The sequence below is a fragment of the Streptomyces sp. NPDC059456 genome, from assembly GCF_042750055.1.
GTDB lineage: Bacteria > Actinomycetota > Actinomycetes > Streptomycetales > Streptomycetaceae > Streptomyces.
The window spans coordinates 1-16,910 of sequence record NZ_JBHYVA010000055.1 but is presented as its reverse complement, the minus strand read 5'-3'; the positions used below and the strand labels follow the sequence as shown (position 1 = coordinate 16,910).

Genomic DNA, 16,910 nt, shown 5'->3' with positions numbered 1-16,910 from the left:
CTCACACACACCCCCCCGCGCGCGGGGCCGGGGGCGCGTTTCCCGATGGAGCGGACAACGCGACTCGAACGCGCGACATCCACCTTGGCAAGGTGGTGCTCTACCAACTGAGCTATGTCCGCCTGCGTGGTAACGCGAGAACCACTATACCCAACCTCGCTCGCGTGCGAGACGCACTGCCGTGTGGCGGTTCTCCGCCCCGAGCTTCGAAGCCGCCGACGACAGGTAGTTCCGTACGGTCCCCTGCGAGAGGGAGGCCCGCTCCGCGATCTCCGCGATCGGCGCCCCGTCCCCCGCGAGTTCGAGCACCTCGGCCTCGCGCGCGGTCAGCGGGGAGTCCCCGGCGCTGATCGCGTCCGCCGCCAACTCGGGATCCACGTAACGGCCTCCGGCGTGCACGGTCCGGATCAGCTCGGCCAGCCGCTGCGCCGACACCGTCTTCGGGGCGAAGGCCCGCACCCCGGCCGCGAGGGCCCGCTTCAGGTGCCCGGGCCGGCCGTGACTGGTCACGATCATGGTTTTGCAGTCGGGGAGTTCGGCCCGCAGCGATGTGGCGACGCTCACACCGTCCGCCCCCGGCATCTGCAGGTCCAGCACCGCCACGTCCGGCCGGTGGGCCCGCGCCATCGCGAGGGCCTCCGGACCCGAGGCCGCCTCCGCGACGACCAGCAGATCGTCCTCCAGAGCCAGCAGCGCGGCGAGCGCGCCGCGGATCAGGTGCTCGTCGTCGGCCAGCAGTACGCGTACGGGGCTCATGCCCGCACCTCCAGTCCTCGCAGTTGTCCGCCCGGTATCCGCGCCCGCAGCCGGAACCGGCCGTCGCCGACCGGGCCGGCCTCCAGCGTGCCGTCCAGCACCGCGAGCCGCTCCCGCAGTCCCGCGAGGCCGGAACCCGGCGGTCCGGCCGGAGTGTCGGGGGCGCCGTCGTTCTCCACCAGCAGCGTCAGCGCACCCCCGGCGGGCGCCGTGAGCCGGATCACACAGCTGCGGGCGTCCCCGTGCCGCAGGACGTTCGTGGTCGCCTCGCGGACCACCCAGCCCAGCGCCGACTGCACTTCGGGGCGCAGCGCCCGGTCCGTCTCCACCTCGACGCGGCAGTCCATCCCGGCCGCGCTGAGCACCCCGCGGGCGCCCTCCAGTTCCACGGTGAGATCCGCCGCGCGGTAGCCGCGTACGACGTCCCGCACCTCGCGCTGCGATTCCCGGGCGATCCGCTGCACCTCGATCATCTGGTCCACGGCCTCCGGGCGTTCGCGCCGGGCCAGCTGGACCGCCAGCTCGCTCTTGAGGGCGATCACCGCCAGGTTGCGGCCCATCACGTCGTGCAGGTCCCGCCCGAAGCGCAGCCGCTCCTCGGCGACGGCGAGCTGCGCCTGGAGCTCCCGGGCGCTGTCGAGCTCGTACACCGTCTTCAGCAGCCACGAGGAGAAACCGCAGGCCAGGGTCAGCAGGGTGCAGGTGAGGAGGAGGCCGACCCCGTAGCCGAACGCGACCGGCAGGGGAAGGCCGGCCGCCGCGGCCGCGACGCCGGCGGCCACCGCCGCGACGGGGGCCACGCAGAGCATGTGCCACACCCGCCTCAGGGCCAGCGTCAGCGAGCCCGAGGCGAACGCGACCGTGTTGACCACGAGCGAGGGGCCCACGCCCGCGTGGGAGATGGCGCCGGCGGAACGCAGGACGAGGACGGCGACCGCGAGTGCGGCGGTGAGTACCGTCAGGCCCACCGCCAGGCGTACGGGACGCTCACGGCGGCCGAGGACCCAGTCCAGCGCCCTGGAGGCCAGCACGCCGCTCAGTGCGATCTGGGCGCACAGGGGCAGCAGCAGGGCGCCGGTGACGGGGCGGGGACCCTCGGGGGCGAGGCCGACGAGCACCGAGAACGCTTCGAGGACCACGAAGAAGTGCAGCGACCAGCGGGTGTAGAGCTCGATCTTGGCCGCGCTGCTGCGGTCGCGCCACCACCCGGTCAGCTTCGACACGGTCCCGTCCCCCGATCAACGATCACCTTCCGGCGGTCGCCGCCGTGCACGACTCCAGCCTCGCGGCGGCCCGCGGGAAGGGACAGTGCGCGCCGTCATCACCACCGATGACATTTGTCAGCACCCATCGCACCGCATTCGCGCACGGCATACGACAAAGGCCCTGATCAATGATCAGGGCCTTTGTCCTCTGAGCGGACGACGCGACTCGAACGCGCGACATCCACCTTGGCAAGGTGGTGCTCTACCAACTGAGCTACGTCCGCATGCTTGCGGCGACACGAGTGTCGCTGCGATGCGTGCATCACTCTACCCGATCCACCGGAGTGGTCGGTAAAGCGTGCAGAGCGGGTGACAGGGATTGCACACTGCGCCTCCCCCCTGGAAGGGGGGTGTTCTGCTACTGAACTACACCCGCACGACCTTCGGGGCTTTGACCTGCGGTCTGGCCCCTCGGCGTGATCCACACACTAGCGGATCGGAGGGGGTGGATGGCAAATCCGCCCTCAGGTCCGCCCTCAGTGGGCCTCGTTGTACGCCGCGTAGACCCGCTTGGGGATCCGGCCGCGCGGGGGTACGTCGAGGTCGTTGGAGCGGGCCCAGGCGCGGACGACCGCCGGGTCCGGGGCCAGCGAGGTGTGCTTGTACGTCTTCCCGGAACGGGCCTGCCGGCGCCCGGCCTCCACGAACGGCGCGAGGCTCTTCCGCAGTTTCTTTGCGTTGGCCAGATTGAGATCGATCTCGTACGACTTACCGTCCAGGCCGAACGTGACCGTTTCCGCCGCTTCTCCGCCGTCGATGTCGTCGGAGATCGTGACTACTACGCGCTGCGCCACGGATATCGGTCCCTTCGCGCGACACCGCCCACCCGTCGGGACGTGCGGTGATGTCGCCTGTGTGGATGTTTCGGAGCAATGCATCATTCCGCCGGAATCCCGGTGGAATCCTTTGTACCGCGATTCCCATTGCATTGCGAAGCCCAGTTAATTGTCTCCGCGTGTCCCGCCGCAATCCCGGGCGCGTGGTTTTCCGGTGGATTTTGCGAAGCGTTGGTGAAGCCGAAACCGCCGCCCGATCGCGGGCCGCGGATATCTACCCGCGTAGAAATTTCGGCCGGGTACGCTGAGGGAACCGCCTTCGCACCAACCACCTCATCGGGAGTGCCAGTGGCACGCGTCGTAGTCGACGTCATGCTCAAGCCGGAGATCCTCGACCCCCAGGGCCAGGCGGTGCAGCGTGCACTGCCGCGCCTGGGCTTCGAGGGCATCGCCGACGTCCGCCAGGGGAAGCGTTTCGAGCTGGAAGTGGAGGGACCGGTCGACCAGGCCGCCCTCGACCGCATCCACAAGATGGCCGAAACGTTCCTCGCCAACACCGTCATCGAAGACTTCACCGTGAAGGTCGAGGCCTGACGGTGACCACTCGCATCGGAGTCGTCACGTTCCCCGGAACGCTCGACGACCGTGACTCGCTGCGCGCCGTCCGCCTCGCGGGGGCGGAGCCGGTTTCGCTGTGGCACCGCGACAAGGACCTGCACCAGGTCGACGCGGTCGTCCTCGCGGGCGGCTTCTCCTACGGGGACTACCTGCGCGCCGGAGCCATCTCCCGGTTCTCGCCGGTGATGGAGACCATCATCGAGCAGGCCAAGGGCGGCATGCCCGTCCTCGGCATCTGCAACGGCTTCCAGATCCTCACCGAGGCCCACCTGCTGCCGGGGGCGATGCTCCGGAACAACCACCTGCACTTCATCTGCCGCGACCAGAAGCTGCGGGTGGAGAACGCGGAGACCGCGTGGACCGGCGACTACACCGCCGGCCAGGAGATCTCCGTACCGCTCAAGAACATGGACGGCCGCTACGTCGCAGACGAGCGCGTCCTCGACGAGCTGGAGGCCGAGGGCCGCGTGGCCTTCCGGTACGTGGACGTGAACCCCAACGGGTCGCTCCGCGACATCGCCGGCATCACCAACGCCGCGGGCAACGTCGTCGGCCTCATGCCGCACCCCGAGCACGCGGTCGAGCCGCTGATCGGGACGGGCCGAACCGACGGCCTCCCGTTCTTCACCTCGGTCCTGAAGAAGCTGGTCAGCGCATGAGCCTCGACACCGTCAAGAACGCCACCGAAACCCCGGACGCCTCCCAGCCCTGGAAGGAACTCGGCCTCAAGGAGGACGAGTACGCCCGGATCCGCGAGATCCTCGGCCGCCGGCCCACCGGTGCCGAGCTCGCCATGTACTCGGTCATGTGGTCCGAGCACTGCTCGTACAAGAGCAGCAAGGTCCACCTGAAGCAGTTCGGCGAGAAGGTCCCGCAGAACGACGCCATGCTCGTCGGCATCGGCGAGAACGCGGGCGTCGTCGACGTCGGCCAGGGTTACGCGGTCACCTTCAAGGTCGAGTCGCACAACCACCCGTCGTACATCGAGCCCTACCAGGGCGCGGCCACCGGCGTCGGCGGCATCGTCCGCGACATCCTCGCCATGGGCGCCCGCCCGGTCGCGGTCGTCGACCCGCTGCGCTTCGGCGCGGCCGACCACCCCGACACCAAGCGCGTCCTGCCGGGCGTGGTCGCGGGCATCGGCGGCTACGGCAACTGCCTGGGCCTGCCGAACATCGGCGGCGAGGTCGTCTTCGACGCCTGCTACCAGGGCAACCCGCTGGTCAACGCCGGCTGCATCGGCGTGATGAAGCACGAGGACATCCACCTCGCCAAGGCCTCCGGCCCCGGCAACAAGGTCATCCTCTACGGCGCCCGCACGGGCGGCGACGGCATCGGCGGCGTCTCCGTGCTGGCCTCGGAGACGTTCGACGACTCCAAGCCCACCAAGCGCCCCGCCGTCCAGGTCGGCGACCCGTTCCAGGAGAAGCTCCTCATCGAGTGCACCCTGGAGATCTTCAAGGAGAAGCTGGTCGCGGGCATCCAGGACCTCGGCGGCGCCGGGCTCTCCTGCGCCACCTCCGAGCTGGCCTCCGCCGGTTCCGGCGGCATGCGCGTCGAGCTGGACACCGTCCCGCTGCGCGACGCGACGCTCTCGCCCGAGGAAATCCTCATGAGCGAGTCGCAGGAGCGCATGTGCGCGATCGTCGAGCCGCAGCACGTCGGGCGCTTCATGGAGATCTGCGAGAAGTGGGACGTCATCGCCACCGTCATCGGTGAGGTGACCGACGGCGAGCGCCTGGAGATCTTCTGGCACGGCGAGCAGATCGTGGACGTGCCGCCGGGCACCGTCGCCCACGAGGGCCCGGTGTACCACCGCCCGTACGCGCGCCCCGAGTGGCAGGACGCCCTCCAGGCCGACGACGCGGGCCTGCTGCCCCGGCCGCAGACCTCCGAGGAGCTCCGCGCGCAGGTCCTGGCGCTGGTCTCGTCCCCGAACCAGGCCTCGAAGTCCTGGGTCACCGACCAGTACGACCGGTTCGTTCAGGGCAACACCGTCCTGTCGCAGCCCGAGGACGCGGGCATGGTCCGCATCGACGAGGAGTCCAACCTCGGCGTGGCCATGGCCACCGACGGCAACGGCCGCTTCGCGAAGCTCGACCCGTACACGGGTGCGCAGCTCGCGCTGGCGGAGGCGTACCGCAACGTCGCCGCGACCGGTGCCAAGCCGCTCGCCATCTCCGACTGCCTCAACTTCGGTTCGCCGGAGGACCCGGGCGTCATGTGGCAGTTCGCCGAGGCCACCCGCGGTCTCGCGGACGGCTGCCTGGAGCTGGGCACCCCGGTGACCGGCGGCAACGTCTCGCTGTACAACCAGACCGGTGAGACCGCGATCCACCCGACCCCGGTCGTGGCGGTCCTCGGCGTGATCGACGACGTCAACCGCCGTACGCCGATGGCGTTCGCGGAGGCCGGCCAGCTGCTGTACCTGCTGGGCGACACGGCCGAGGAGTTCGGCGGCTCGGCCTGGTCCCAGGTCGTCCACGACCACCTCGGCGGCATGCCGCCCAAGGTGGACCTGGGCCGCGAGAAGCTGCTCGGCGAGATCCTGATCTCGGCGTCCCGCGACGGCATGGTCGACGCGGCGCACGACCTGTCCGACGGCGGCGTGATCCAGGCGCTCACCGAGTCCTGCCTCAAGGGCGGCAACGGTGCGCGGATCGTGGTCCCGGAGGGCCTGGACGCGTTCACCTTCCTGTTCTCCGAGTCGGCGGGCCGTGCCATCGTGGCCGTCCCGCGCAGCGAGGAGCTCCGCTTCACCGACATGTGCGGTGCGCGCGGCCTGCCCGCCACCCGCATCGGCGTGGTGGACGGCGAGGAGATCGAGGTCCAGGGCGAGTTCACGATTCCGCTCGCGGAGCTGCGTACCGCTCACGAGGCGACGATCCCGGCGCTGCTCGCCTGATCCCGCTGTCGCTCCAGAGCCCCCGTCCGCGGTCTGCGGGCGGGGGCTCGGGCGTGCCCGGCCCGCTGAGGGGGCGCGGCTGCGCTTGCGGGGCTGCGCCTACGCGGCTGCGCCTACGCGGCTGCGCCTACGCGGCTGCGCCTACGGGGCTGCGTCTGCCGGGCCGCGTCTGCCGGGCCGCGTGGCGGGCTGCGTGGCGGGGCCGTGCCGGTGTCGGCCGTGCCGGATAGGGTCGGCCCATGCCACCCGCCAAGAAGAGGGCGCGTACCTACGACGCCGCGAAGATCCGTGCCGCCGTCACCGCGCAGTTCGGGCATGTGGCCGACGCCGTACGGGAGTTGAGCGACGAGCAGCTCGCCCGTCCCAGCGGTGTCGGGGAGTGGAGCGTCGCCGAACTCGCCGCGCACATCGCGTGGATCGCCGACTCGCTGGCCGTCGGACTGGCCCGCCCCCCGGCCGCCGTGCCGGAACTGACGGCCGTCGAATGGCCCTCCGCCACCGCCTCCCTCGCCGGGAAGATCGCCGAGGCGGCCAGGGAGACCCTCGACGGCGCCCCGCTGCCCGAACTGTACGAGCGCGCCGCCGCCCGGATGGCCGAGGCGCTGGCCGCCCACCCCGGCAGCCGGGTACTGGACCTGTGGATCGGGGACATGACCCTGGCCGACTTCCTCGTCACCCGGACCGTGGAACTGGTCGTGCACACCGACGACCTGGCCCGGGCCGCCGGCGTGGACATCCCCGTCGAGCGGCAGGCCCTGGCCGCCTGCACCCGGCTGCTCGCCGACGCCCTCGCGCTCAAGGCCCCGGGCGGCTCGGTGGAGGTGCGGATCCCGCCCTTCGCGGTGGTCCAGTGCATCGAGGGCCCGCGGCACACCCGCGGCACCCCGCCCAACGTGGTGGAGACGGACCCGCTGACCTTCCTCCGGCTGGCCACGGGCCGTGTGCACTGGGCCGCGGCCGTCGAGGACGCGCAGGTCAGGGCCAGTGGCGAACGGGCCGACCTGTCGGCGCTGCTGCCCGTGATGAGCTGACCGGAGGCCTGCGCGGTGGAACCGCTCCGGAGTCCGGTCCGTCCCAGGAACATGCCTCACATGCCCACCTTCCGCCGTGTCCCGACCGGTCTGGCCGCCGCATCGGCCCTCGCGCTCGCCCTCACCGCGTGCAGCGGGGCCGGGAAGGGCGAATCCGGCACGCTTCCCGACCCCAAGGGCTCGTGGGCCGTCGAGTCCCTGACCACCGGCGGCCGCACCCTGCACGCGCCCGAGAACGCCCGCGTCCACCTCACGGACAAGGACGCCACGGGCGACTACGGCTGCAACGGCTTCACGGCGACGGTCTCCTTCTCCGGCAGCTCCGCGGTGACCGTCACGCCCGGCACCACGGGGCTGAGGTCCTGCCCGGCCATGGAGTTCGAGAAGGAGTTCTCCCGGCTCTTCAAGGGCCGGCTCACCATCGACCGGGGGCCCGACCGGCTCACCCTGAAGACCTCCGACGGGAGCACGATCGCGATGAGCACGAAGCCCCCGGTCCCGGACGCCCCCATGCACGACACCTGGTGGACCGTCGAGTCCCTGGTCACCGGCGACACCGTGTCCCCGCTGCCCGCCGAGGCCGCGGGCAAGGCGCGGTTCCGGCTGACCGCAGGCCTCGCCGTGAGCGGCAGCCTCGGCTGCAACCGGTTCAGCGCCCAGGCCACCGGCGACGGCGCCCGGCTCACGGTCGGACCGCTGACCACGACCCGGATGGCCTGCGAGGGCGCGGTGGGCGAGGTCGAGCGGAAACTGACCGAGCTGTTCGCCGCCGATCCGCTCACCTGGAGCATCCGGGGCCGCACCCTCACCCTCACCGCGCCCGACGGCCGTGGCCTGGTCGCGCAGGGGGCCTCGGCCACGGAATGACCGGCCGCGCCCGCCGCCCGGGGGTCAGGCCGGATAGGGGAGCAGCCCCGCGTCCGTCCGCTCCCAGGCCGTGCGCAGCTCCGCGAGCCGGGCCGGCTCCAGGGCCGCCCTGTCGGCCTGCTCGCGCTGGTCCCCGGCCAGGTTGAACAGCTGGTCCCGGCCCGTCTTGCCGCGGTAGTACTTCCAGTCCCCGCGGCGCAGGGCCCGCTCGCCGCGCACCCGCCAGAACAGGTTCCGCTCGGCGACCTTCTCGCCGCGCAACAGGTATCCGGCGAGGCTCACGCCGTCCAGGGGGTACGCGGGGTGCGGGCGCGCCCCGGCCACCTCCAGCAGGGTCGCCGTCCAGTCCGGGCTGAACACCGGCAGCCGGCTGACCTGGCCGCCGTCGATGCGGGCCGGCCAGCGCAGGATGTTCGGCACGCGGATCCCGCCCTCCTGGAGGGACGCCTTGTTGCCGGAGAGCGGCCAGTTGTACGAGAACCGCTCGCCGCCGTTGTCGCTGGAGAAGACGACCAGGGTGTCCTCCTCCTGCCCGGAGCGCTTCAGGGCCTTCAGCACCTCGCCGACGGACCGGTCGAGGTCCTCGACCATCTGCCGGTACTTGTCCACCGAGCCGCCGTCCTGGTGCCACAGCGCGCGCTGGTCGCCCGCCTTGATCCGCCGGACGATCCCGGCGCTCTCCGCGGTGTCCCCGTCGGCGATCCACGGCCAGTGTGGGGTGGTGAAGTTGAGGTTGAGCAGCCACGGCTTGCCCTGGTGGTCGCGGGAGACGTACTCGCTCGCCCGCTCGGTGATGATCCGCGTGTAGTAGCGCAGGTCCTTGTACTCGGCGTCGCCCTCGTAGAGGTCGTACTCGCCGGCCAGGCCGAGCTTGGAGTAGTACTCCAGGGCGCCGCCGAAGTTCCCGAAGAACTCGTCCCAGCCGGACCTGGTCGGGCTGTAGTCGGGCAGGTAGCCCGCGTGCCACTTGCCGATCAGGGCCGTCGCGTACCCGGCCGACCCGAGCAGCGAGGCCAGCGTCGGGTGGGTGGGTTCCAGGCCGACGCTCCGGTCGGCGATCGGTTCGGCGAGCCCGCCCTCGGTCCGGGCCGGGTAGCGCCCGGTGTAGAGGCTGAACCGGGTCGGCGAGCAGGTCGCGGAGCCGGAGTAGGCGTCGGTGAAGCGGACGCCCTGGCGGGCGAGCCGGTCCAGGTTCGGCGTCTTGACGTGCGGGGAGCCGTACGAGGACAGGTCGGCCCAGCCGAGGTCGTCGCCCAGGACGAACAGGATGTTGGGCCGGCGGGACTGCCGGCCGCGGGAGGCGTGGAACTCCCGCTCCGGAGACCCCTCGGACGGGGCTCCGGCGGCCCGGGCGGGGGTGGTTTCCAGCCCCGTCGCGGCGGCGGCCACGGTCGCTCCGACGGCGCCCCCGAAGGCACGGCGGGACAGCTTGCTGTTGTGCGAAGACACAGGTACTCCAAGACGCGGCTCGCCCGCCCGCCCCCGGCGGGGCGCGGGACGGCGCGCGGCACGGCGGGGCAGGCCGGGGCGGAGCGGAAAGAACGGAAACGTGAAGGGGGGAAGAAGAGTTGCGGCTACGCGGAACAGCGACAGATGGCGCTCGCGACACGGACAAGGTCCACGTGTCGGCGCTCGACGAGGGTGACGGCACGGTCACCGAAGGGCTGCATGGGGCGAGAGCCTGTACGAATGCCCTCGTAGATGTCAACAAATGATCCGAATAGCAAGACGGAGGCACCCCGTCACCCTCTGTGCTGTGACATTTCCCGGCCGTCCCCAATTCGGACCAGTGGTCGATCTCGCCTACACTCGGAAGCGTGCCTCGTGGTGATGGACGACTCAACCACGACCTGCTCCCCGGCGAAAAGGGCCCCCAGGACGCTTGCGGCGTCTTCGGTGTCTGGGCTCCGGGTGAAGAGGTCGCCAAGCTCACCTACTTCGGACTGTATGCGCTGCAGCACCGTGGACAAGAGTCCGCGGGAATCGCTGTGAGCAACGGTTCCCAGATCCTCGTCTTCAAGGACATGGGCCTCGTTTCCCAAGTCTTCGACGAAACCTCTCTCGGCTCGCTCCAGGGTCATATCGCGGTCGGTCACGCCCGCTACTCGACCACCGGAGCCTCCGTCTGGGAGAACGCTCAGCCCACCTTCCGCGCGACCGCCCACGGCTCCATTGCCCTGGGTCACAACGGCAACCTGGTGAACACCGCCGAGCTTGCCGAGATGGTCGCCGACCTCCCCCGTCAGGACGGCCGTGCCACCCAGGTGGCGGCCACCAACGACACCGACCTGGTCACCGCCCTGCTGGCCGGCCAGACGGACGACGAGGGCAAGCCCCTGACCATCGAGGAGTCGGCCGCCAAGGTCCTGCCTCAGGTCAAGGGTGCGTTCTCGCTCGTGTTCATGGACGAGGGAACCCTCTACACCGCCCGTGACCCGCAGGGCATCCGCCCGCTGGTCCTCGGCCGCCTGGAGCGCGGCTGGGTGGTCGCGAGTGAGACCGCCGCCCTCGACATCTGCGGCGCCAGCTTCGTCCGCGAGGTCGAGCCGGGCGAGCTCATCGCGATCGACGAGAACGGTCTGCGCACCTCCCGCTTCGCGGAAGCAAAGCCCAAGGGGTGTGTGTTCGAGTACGTCTACCTGGCGCGCCCGGACACCGACATCGCCGGCCGGAACGTCTACCTCTCGCGTGTCGAGATGGGCCGGCGCCTGGCCAAGGAAGCCCCGGTCGACGCCGACCTGGTGATAGCGACGCCGGAATCCGGCACGCCCGCCGCCGTCGGCTACGCCGAGGCGAGCGGGATCCCGTACGGCTCCGGCCTGGTCAAGAACGCCTACGTGGGCCGGACCTTCATCCAGCCCTCGCAGACGATCCGCCAGCTGGGCATCCGCCTGAAGCTCAACCCCCTCAAGGAAGTCATCCGGGGCAAGCGCCTGGTGGTCGTCGACGACTCGATCGTCCGCGGCAACACCCAGCGCGCCCTGGTCAAGATGCTCCGCGAGGCCGGCGCGGCCGAGGTCCACATCCGGATCTCCTCGCCGCCGGTGAAGTGGCCGTGCTTCTTCGGCATCGACTTCGCCACCCGGGCCGAGCTGATCGCCAACGGCATGACGGTCGACGAGATCGCCACGTCGCTGGGCGCGGACTCGCTCTCGTACATCTCGCTCGACTCGATGATCGAGGCGACGACCATCCAGAAGCCGAACCTCTGCCGTGCCTGCTTCGACGGCGAGTACCCCATGGAGCTGCCCGACCCGCAGCTCCTGGGCAAGCAGCTCCTGGAGAACGAGCTCGCGGGCGGCTCCGACGCCGCCGACGCGCTCCGGCGCCCGTAAGCCCGAGGGCCGGCCTTCGGGCCGGCCCTGCTCCACCTGCGCCGGGCGCTGTCTTTGAGGCTTCTCCCAGGGCCCGGCACCACACGCAGCAACGACACGAAAGCTCTCGCCTGTCATGACAGAGAAGACCACCGGTGCCAGCTACGCAGCCGCCGGCGTCGACATCGAAGCGGGCGACCGCGCCGTCGAGCTGATGAAGGAGTGGGTGAAGAAGACGCAGCGCCCCGAGGTCCTCGGCGGCCTCGGCGGGTTCGCCGGCCTCTTCGACGCCTCCGCCCTCAAGCGCTACGAGCGCCCGCTGCTGGCCTCCGCCACCGACGGGGTCGGCACGAAGGTGGACATCGCCCGCCAGCTCGGCGTGTACGACACCATCGGCCACGACCTGGTCGCGATGGTCATGGACGACATCGTCGTGTGCGGCGCCGAGCCGCTCTTCATGACCGACTACATCTGCGTGGGCAAGGTCCACCCCGAGCGTGTCGCGGCGATCGTCAAGGGCATCGCCGAGGGCTGCGTCCTCGCCGGCTGCGCCCTGGTGGGCGGCGAAACCGCCGAGCACCCGGGTCTGCTGGGTCCGGACGACTTCGACGTGGCCGGTGCCGGCACCGGTGTCGTCGAGTACGACCGCCTGCTCGGCGCGGATCGCATCCGTACGGGTGACGCCGTCATCGCGATGGCATCGTCCGGCCTTCACTCGAACGGGTACTCGCTGGTCCGGCACGTCCTCTTCGACCGTGCCGGCATGTCGCTCGACCAGCACGTGGACGAGCTCGGCCGGACCCTCGGCGAGGAGCTCCTGGAGCCCACCAAGATCTACTCGCTGGACTGCATGGCTCTCACCCGTACGGCCGAGGTGCACGCGTACTCGCACATCACCGGCGGCGGGCTCGCGGCGAACCTGGCCCGGGTCATCCCGGACCACCTGCACGCGACGGTCGACCGTTCGACCTGGACCCCGGGTGCGGTCTTCGACCTGGTCGGCAAGGCCGGTCGGGTCGAGCAGCTGGAGCTGGAGAAGACCCTGAACATGGGCGTCGGCATGATGGCCGTGGTCCCGCAGGAGTCGGTGGAGGTGGCGCTGACCGCGCTGGCCGACCGGGGTGTCGAGGCCTGGGTCGCGGGAGAGATCCTGGACCGCGGCGAGCACACCGAGGGCGCGACCCTGACCGGCACCTACGCGGGCTGAGGCGCCCGGAGACGGCACCGGACAACACTGAAACCCGGTCCTGGGGCGAGGCCCTGGACCGGGTTCATGTGTTGCTCAGCCGGGGTCAGCCGGGGCTGCCACCTGCTTGGTTCAGACGCGCAAAGAGACGCGAGAGCGTCAAGCGCCGCGGCGCTGCTGAGACGGGCCGGACTCTTCGTCCTCGTCGTCGTCATCATCGCTGTTGTACAGATCCGCGTACCTGGCGTACGGGTCGTCGTCGTCCAGATCGTCATCGACTTCGACCGGCTCGCTGACAGGCAGCAGCGGTTCCGTCGGCGATGCGCCCAGCTCATTGGCCAGACGCGAGAGGTCAGTCCCGCCGCTGTTGTACTTCAGCTGGCGGGCGACCTTTGTCTGCTTGGCCTTGGCCCGGCCGCGCCCCATGGCTCGACCCCCTCGGTGACGGGGCTCGACGGCCCCAGAGTCTGACACGCGTTCATGGTTCGGAGCGGGCTCTCCGTGGAGAGACCGTCCGTAGGGGTTTAACGGTACCTGCTTCCGCGGCCATACGGTACGCCGCCCGCATGACGTGCCACGGTGCAGGACCAATGAGGCACCCCGTCCTCGCTGGTCAGCTGCGATTTTAACCCTTTCCTGGCGCACGACCCGCCGAAGCGCAGTGAGTTCCGTCTCGCCGCAACCCCGGCGGGCGCACGTCAGGTGCCGTTACGACGGGTCGACGGCCGGAGCCGAGCCCTTCGCGGCCTTCGCGGCGCGGGCGTCCGCCATCCGCTGCTCGGCGATCCGGTCGGCCGCAGCGGCCGGCGGAATGCCGTCCGCCTTCGCACGAGCGAAGATCTCCAGCGTGGTGTCGAAGATCTTCGTGGCCTTGGCCTTGCAGCGGTCGAAGTCGAAGCCGTGCAGCTCGTCGGCGACCTGGATGACACCGCCCGCGTTCACCACGTAGTCGGGCGCGTAAAGGATTCCGCGGTCCGCGAGGTCCTTCTCCACACCCGGGTGGGCGAGCTGGTTGTTCGCGGCGCCGCACACGACCTTGGCGGTCAGGGCGGGTACCGACACGTCGTTCAGCGCGCCGCCGAGGGCACAGGGGGCGTAGATGTCCAGGCCCTCGGTGCGGATCAGCGCGTCCGTGTCGGCCGCGACGGTGACCTGCGGGTGCTTGTCGAGGACGCGGCGCAGCGACTCCTCGCGCACATCCGTGATCACGACCTCGGCGCCGTCCTCCAGGAGGTGCTCGACCAGGTAGTGGCCGACCTTGCCGACGCCGGCCACGGCCACCTTGCGGCCGCGCAGGGTCGGGTCGCCCCACAGGTGCTGGGCGCTGGCCCGCATGCCCTGGAAGACACCGAAGGCGGTGAGGACCGAGGAGTCGCCGGCGCCGCCGTTCTCGGGGGAGCGGCCGGTCGCCCAGCGGGTCTCGCGGGCCACGACGTCCATGTCCGCCACGTACGTGCCGACGTCGCAGGCCGTCACGTAGCGGCCGCCGAGGGACTCCACGAACCGGCCGTAGGCCAGCAGCAGTTCCTCGGACTTCAGGACGTCGGGGTCGCCGATGATGACGGCCTTGCCGCCGCCGAGGTCGAGACCGGCGAGGGCGTTCTTGTACGACATGCCGCGCGAGAGGTTCAGCGCGTCGAGGACGGCTTCCTCGTCCGAGGCGTACGCGTGGAAGCGGGTACCGCCGAGGGCCGGGCCCAGGGCGGTGGAGTGGATCGCGATGACGGCCTTCAGGCCAGTGGCTCGGTCCTGGCACAGCACGACTTGCTCGTGGCCGCCCTGTTCCGAACGGAACAGGGTGTGCAGGACGCCGTCGGTCATTTCGGTCACGGTGGTGACTCCCATGGAAGAGATGCGGCGGAATGACGCCCGCCCTGCGGGTGGGGGAGGGCGTGCTGGGAGCAGAGTAAGACCTGTGGGGCGTGCGCAGGCGACCTGTCCGGAGATCGGGACACTCCCGCAGTACGGGCGGCCCCGGCGGCGGGGTCGGCGGGTGCCCGGCGCGTAGCTCCCGGCGGCGCGGGGGAGGACGAGGACGTGAGCGAATCCTCCGAGCCCAAGCTGCCCTCGGCGCGCTCCGCGCCGACCGTCCCGTACGCCTCCTACCTGCGCGTCTACGAGCCCCTGGCGGCCTTCGCGGAGCCGGAGCGCACGCACTGGGCCTCGTACGCCCGGCGCGCGGTGGTGCCCACCGCCCAGGACGAACTGCGCCGCTCCCTCTCCGATTTGGTCCGGGTCCCGGTGGTCGGGGTGCCCGCGCACGAGAGCGCTGACGCCTTCACGGCGGAGGTGGACGGGGTGCTGCTGGTCTGCCCGTGGCGGACCAGACTGCGCGGCTGGCTGGCGCTCCAGGAGCTGGCCGACCAGTTCCCGCTCCCGGTGCTGGACGCGGCGCTCCCGCCGGTCGCGCGGCGGCGGGCGGCCGAGGAGTACGAGCGCTGGCGCGAGCGGAACCCGGACGCGCGCCCGTGGATCCGCACCGCGGTGTGGCAGGTGCCGCTGCGCTGGTTCGTGCTGGTGGCCGATGACGAGCGGGAGTACGTGCCGGGCGAGCGGATGCGCTACCGGACGCCGATGGTGCAGGCCCGGCGGCGGCTCGCGCGGGGGCTGCGGATCCTGCGGGAGGCCGAGGGGTACGCGGGGCTCGCGGAGGGGCTGGTGGACGTCGGCAGCTGGCTGGAGGAGTTCCACCCGCGGTCGATGGTCGAACTGGACTACGGGGGGCTCGTCCACGCACTGCCGGCGGACCGGCTGCGCACCGACCGGTCCGCCCGGGACGTGGCGGTGGGCATCGCGGCGCTGCGCGCCGGGGACGGGGCCGGGGCGGCGGAGGCGTACGGGGAGCTGGCGGAGCGCTGGCGGGAGGTCCGGGAGCGGCTCTTCGCGAACTGACCCGGCGCAGGTGCAGCGCGGCGGCACGGGTCTCGCGTACCGTGCGTATCGTCTGATCTGCCATAAGCGGCAGATCAGTGGCCTGATCGCCCCATTCGGGTCTTAGTGCCAGGACCTACGTCCCGATACGGGCCATTGGCCCAAGCGTGACGGACCGCACTAACCACACCCTTGCGCCCTTCCCCTACCCTCGTGCCAAAATAGGACAAGGAGTCCGGGGAGGGTTCCTTCCGCCCAAGTAAGGGCGGAATGCTCGGCATTGCACTCTACGGGGGGTCCTGACGACTCCTGATCGCTCTGTGACTGATCGTCACAGTGGGGTGACTGTCCGTTATGGGACGGTCCATCGGCTTCCGCCGCTGATGAACACCTCGGAGGGCAATTCCATCGGTTTGGCCGTCACGGCTGGACGGATGGTGTAGTTGTAGTGCCGAGGACAAGCCGTTCGTCCTATAACCGACTCGGCCCGCGTATGTCCATTTCGGGCAACGCGGGCCAAGGTGCAGAATTTAGAGGAAAGAACCGAGATGGTTCGGTTCTCCCGAGGAGGCCGCTCATGACCGCTCGCACCCCTGATGCCGAGCCGCTGCTGACCCCGGCTGAGGTTGCCACGATGTTCCGCGTGGACCCGAAGACGGTCACCCGCTGGGCCAAGGCTGGCAAGCTCACGTCCATCCGCACCCTGGGTGGACACCGCCGATACCGCGAGGCCGAGGTTCGCGCTCTGCTCGCGGGAATTCCGCAGCAGCGCAGCGAGGCCTGAGGTCGCGCAAGCACGTAAGCACCCCGCTTTACCGGGCTTGAATCGGGTCCCCCAATCCGATGAAACCCACATGGCTTCAAACGTCCGGACCTGCCCCAACAGGCTCTCGGCGTTCGATCGCGCTGGACTCCGCCGGGTCCAGCGCGATCTTTTTATGCCCGGGGGCGGGGTGGGATCGTGCTGGTGCGGAGCGCCGGCGGGGTAGGTGCCATTGCACATATTAAATCGAGCACGCGTATGGGTGCGATAAAAGTGCGAGTCTCAAAAACTCATGTGGTGACTCCCGTCACAGGCTGTCACTCTTGTCCAACGCTCAATGCACCCGTAAGGGGACGTGCGTCGCAGAGCGCCTCATGCGGACGGGGGATTTTCCCGGACGGGGCCGTTGGGGAGGTTGCCGCGGAGTGACGCCCGCGCCGCCCCGAGGTGATCACTCCCGCCGGGATGCCCCGGAGCGGCTCGCGCGGCCCCTGGCGGGCCCTCAGGGGCCCCCGGAGGGCGCGGGGGAGGCCGTGGGCGGCGCAGCCGCCGAGGGGC

General features: G+C 70.7%; 16 protein-coding genes and 3 tRNA genes. 9 read left to right on the top strand and 10 right to left on the bottom strand.

Annotated elements, in window-relative coordinates:
- Positions 1-46: 46 nt before the first annotated feature.
- From ACFXA3_RS08055 to ACFXA3_RS08030, 6 genes are all read right to left on the bottom strand, one after another.
- Positions 47-122, bottom strand: a tRNA-Gly gene (locus ACFXA3_RS08055).
- 22 nt (positions 123-144) lie between these two features.
- Positions 145-756, bottom strand: coding sequence for a response regulator (locus ACFXA3_RS08050; RefSeq protein ID WP_385183567.1), 612 nt, complete (start codon positions 754-756; stop codon positions 145-147).
- A complete protein-coding gene (locus ACFXA3_RS08045) occupies positions 753-1,979 on the bottom strand; it encodes a sensor histidine kinase (RefSeq protein WP_385183564.1) in 1,227 nt (408 codons plus the stop codon). The genes ACFXA3_RS08050 and ACFXA3_RS08045 overlap by 4 nt, the downstream gene beginning before the upstream one ends.
- Before the next feature lie 193 nt (positions 1,980-2,172).
- Positions 2,173-2,245: transfer RNA gene (locus ACFXA3_RS08040), tRNA-Gly, on the bottom strand.
- An 80-nt stretch (positions 2,246-2,325) separates the two neighbouring features.
- Positions 2,326-2,397: transfer RNA gene (locus ACFXA3_RS08035), tRNA-Gly, on the bottom strand.
- 100 nt (positions 2,398-2,497) lie between these two features.
- Entirely contained in the window at positions 2,498-2,815 is a 318-nt protein-coding gene (locus ACFXA3_RS08030; RefSeq protein ID WP_054225293.1) for an Lsr2 family protein, read from the bottom strand.
- Between the two features lie 324 nt (positions 2,816-3,139).
- Here ACFXA3_RS08030 and purS point away from each other — a divergent pair, with 324 nt between their 5' ends.
- The 5 genes from purS to ACFXA3_RS08005 all read left to right on the top strand — a co-directional run bounded on the left by purS (position 3,140) and on the right by ACFXA3_RS08005 (position 8,218).
- The gene (gene purS, locus ACFXA3_RS08025; protein ID WP_008740952.1) at positions 3,140-3,391 is read left to right on the top strand and encodes a phosphoribosylformylglycinamidine synthase subunit PurS; all 252 of its coding nucleotides are present in this window, start codon (positions 3,140-3,142) and stop codon (positions 3,389-3,391) included.
- A gap of 2 nt (positions 3,392-3,393) precedes the next feature.
- Positions 3,394-4,074, top strand: coding sequence for a phosphoribosylformylglycinamidine synthase subunit PurQ (gene purQ / locus ACFXA3_RS08020; RefSeq protein WP_266627844.1), 681 nt, complete (start codon positions 3,394-3,396; stop codon positions 4,072-4,074).
- Positions 4,071-6,320: a phosphoribosylformylglycinamidine synthase subunit PurL gene (gene purL, locus ACFXA3_RS08015; RefSeq protein ID WP_385183560.1), complete on the top strand. Its 2,250-nt coding sequence runs from the start codon at positions 4,071-4,073 to the stop codon at positions 6,318-6,320. The genes purQ and purL overlap by 4 nt, the downstream gene beginning before the upstream one ends.
- 239 nt (positions 6,321-6,559) lie before the next feature.
- Positions 6,560-7,351, top strand: a complete 792-nt coding sequence (locus tag ACFXA3_RS08010; RefSeq protein WP_385183558.1) for a sterol carrier family protein — start codon at positions 6,560-6,562, stop codon at positions 7,349-7,351.
- Between the two features lie 60 nt (positions 7,352-7,411).
- Complete coding sequence (locus ACFXA3_RS08005; protein WP_385183555.1) at positions 7,412-8,218, top strand: META domain-containing protein; 807 nt, start codon at positions 7,412-7,414, stop codon at positions 8,216-8,218.
- 24 nt (positions 8,219-8,242) lie between these two features.
- Here ACFXA3_RS08005 and ACFXA3_RS08000 read toward each other — a convergent pair whose 3' ends face one another.
- Positions 8,243-9,667: a sulfatase-like hydrolase/transferase gene (locus ACFXA3_RS08000; protein WP_385183552.1), complete on the bottom strand. Its 1,425-nt coding sequence runs from the start codon at positions 9,665-9,667 to the stop codon at positions 8,243-8,245.
- Between the two features lie 125 nt (positions 9,668-9,792).
- Positions 9,793-9,888, bottom strand: a complete 96-nt coding sequence (locus ACFXA3_RS07995; protein ID WP_376193687.1) for a putative leader peptide — start codon at positions 9,886-9,888, stop codon at positions 9,793-9,795.
- 147 nt (positions 9,889-10,035) lie between these two features.
- Between ACFXA3_RS07995 and purF the strand changes: the two genes are divergently transcribed.
- Together purF and purM are read left to right on the top strand one after the other, a co-directional pair.
- On the top strand, positions 10,036-11,553 hold the full coding sequence (purF, locus tag ACFXA3_RS07990) for an amidophosphoribosyltransferase (protein WP_054225299.1): 1,518 nt from the start codon (positions 10,036-10,038) through the stop codon (positions 11,551-11,553).
- 115 nt (positions 11,554-11,668) lie between these two features.
- Entirely contained in the window at positions 11,669-12,739 is a 1,071-nt protein-coding gene (gene purM / locus ACFXA3_RS07985) for a phosphoribosylformylglycinamidine cyclo-ligase (protein ID WP_385183549.1), read from the top strand.
- A 138-nt stretch (positions 12,740-12,877) separates the two neighbouring features.
- On the opposite strand, the gene ACFXA3_RS07980 is transcribed toward purM, so the two are convergent.
- Positions 12,878-13,144, bottom strand: coding sequence for a DUF3073 domain-containing protein (locus ACFXA3_RS07980; protein WP_054225301.1), 267 nt, complete (start codon positions 13,142-13,144; stop codon positions 12,878-12,880).
- A 282-nt stretch (positions 13,145-13,426) separates the two neighbouring features.
- Positions 13,427-14,548, bottom strand: coding sequence for a Leu/Phe/Val dehydrogenase (locus tag ACFXA3_RS07975; protein ID WP_385183546.1), 1,122 nt, complete (start codon positions 14,546-14,548; stop codon positions 13,427-13,429).
- A 207-nt stretch (positions 14,549-14,755) separates the two neighbouring features.
- On the opposite strand from ACFXA3_RS07975, the gene ACFXA3_RS07970 reads away from it, so the two are divergent.
- Together ACFXA3_RS07970 and bldC are read left to right on the top strand one after the other, a co-directional pair.
- Positions 14,756-15,610, top strand: coding sequence for a hypothetical protein (locus ACFXA3_RS07970; RefSeq protein WP_385183543.1), 855 nt, complete (start codon positions 14,756-14,758; stop codon positions 15,608-15,610).
- A 556-nt stretch (positions 15,611-16,166) separates the two neighbouring features.
- On the top strand, positions 16,167-16,373 hold the full coding sequence (gene bldC, locus ACFXA3_RS07965; RefSeq protein WP_003949541.1) for a developmental transcriptional regulator BldC: 207 nt from the start codon (positions 16,167-16,169) through the stop codon (positions 16,371-16,373).
- The last annotated feature ends 537 nt before the right edge of the window (positions 16,374-16,910 follow it).

Coding starts and splice junctions, on each gene's coding strand:
- ACFXA3_RS07995 (WP_376193687.1), bottom strand. CDS start 9,888: ATGCAGCCCTTCGGTGACCGTGCCGTCACCCTCGTCGAGCGCCGACAC.
- ACFXA3_RS08010 (WP_385183558.1), top strand. CDS start 6,560: ATGCCACCCGCCAAGAAGAGGGCGCGTACCTACGACGCCGCGAAGATC.
- bldC (WP_003949541.1), top strand. CDS start 16,167: ATGACCGCTCGCACCCCTGATGCCGAGCCGCTGCTGACCCCGGCTGAG.
- ACFXA3_RS08005 (WP_385183555.1), top strand. CDS start 7,412: ATGCCCACCTTCCGCCGTGTCCCGACCGGTCTGGCCGCCGCATCGGCC.
- purM (WP_385183549.1), top strand. CDS start 11,669: ATGACAGAGAAGACCACCGGTGCCAGCTACGCAGCCGCCGGCGTCGAC.
- ACFXA3_RS07980 (WP_054225301.1), bottom strand. CDS start 13,144: ATGGGGCGCGGCCGGGCCAAGGCCAAGCAGACAAAGGTCGCCCGCCAG.
- ACFXA3_RS08050 (WP_385183567.1), bottom strand. CDS start 756: ATGAGCCCCGTACGCGTACTGCTGGCCGACGACGAGCACCTGATCCGC.
- purL (WP_385183560.1), top strand. CDS start 4,071: ATGAGCCTCGACACCGTCAAGAACGCCACCGAAACCCCGGACGCCTCC.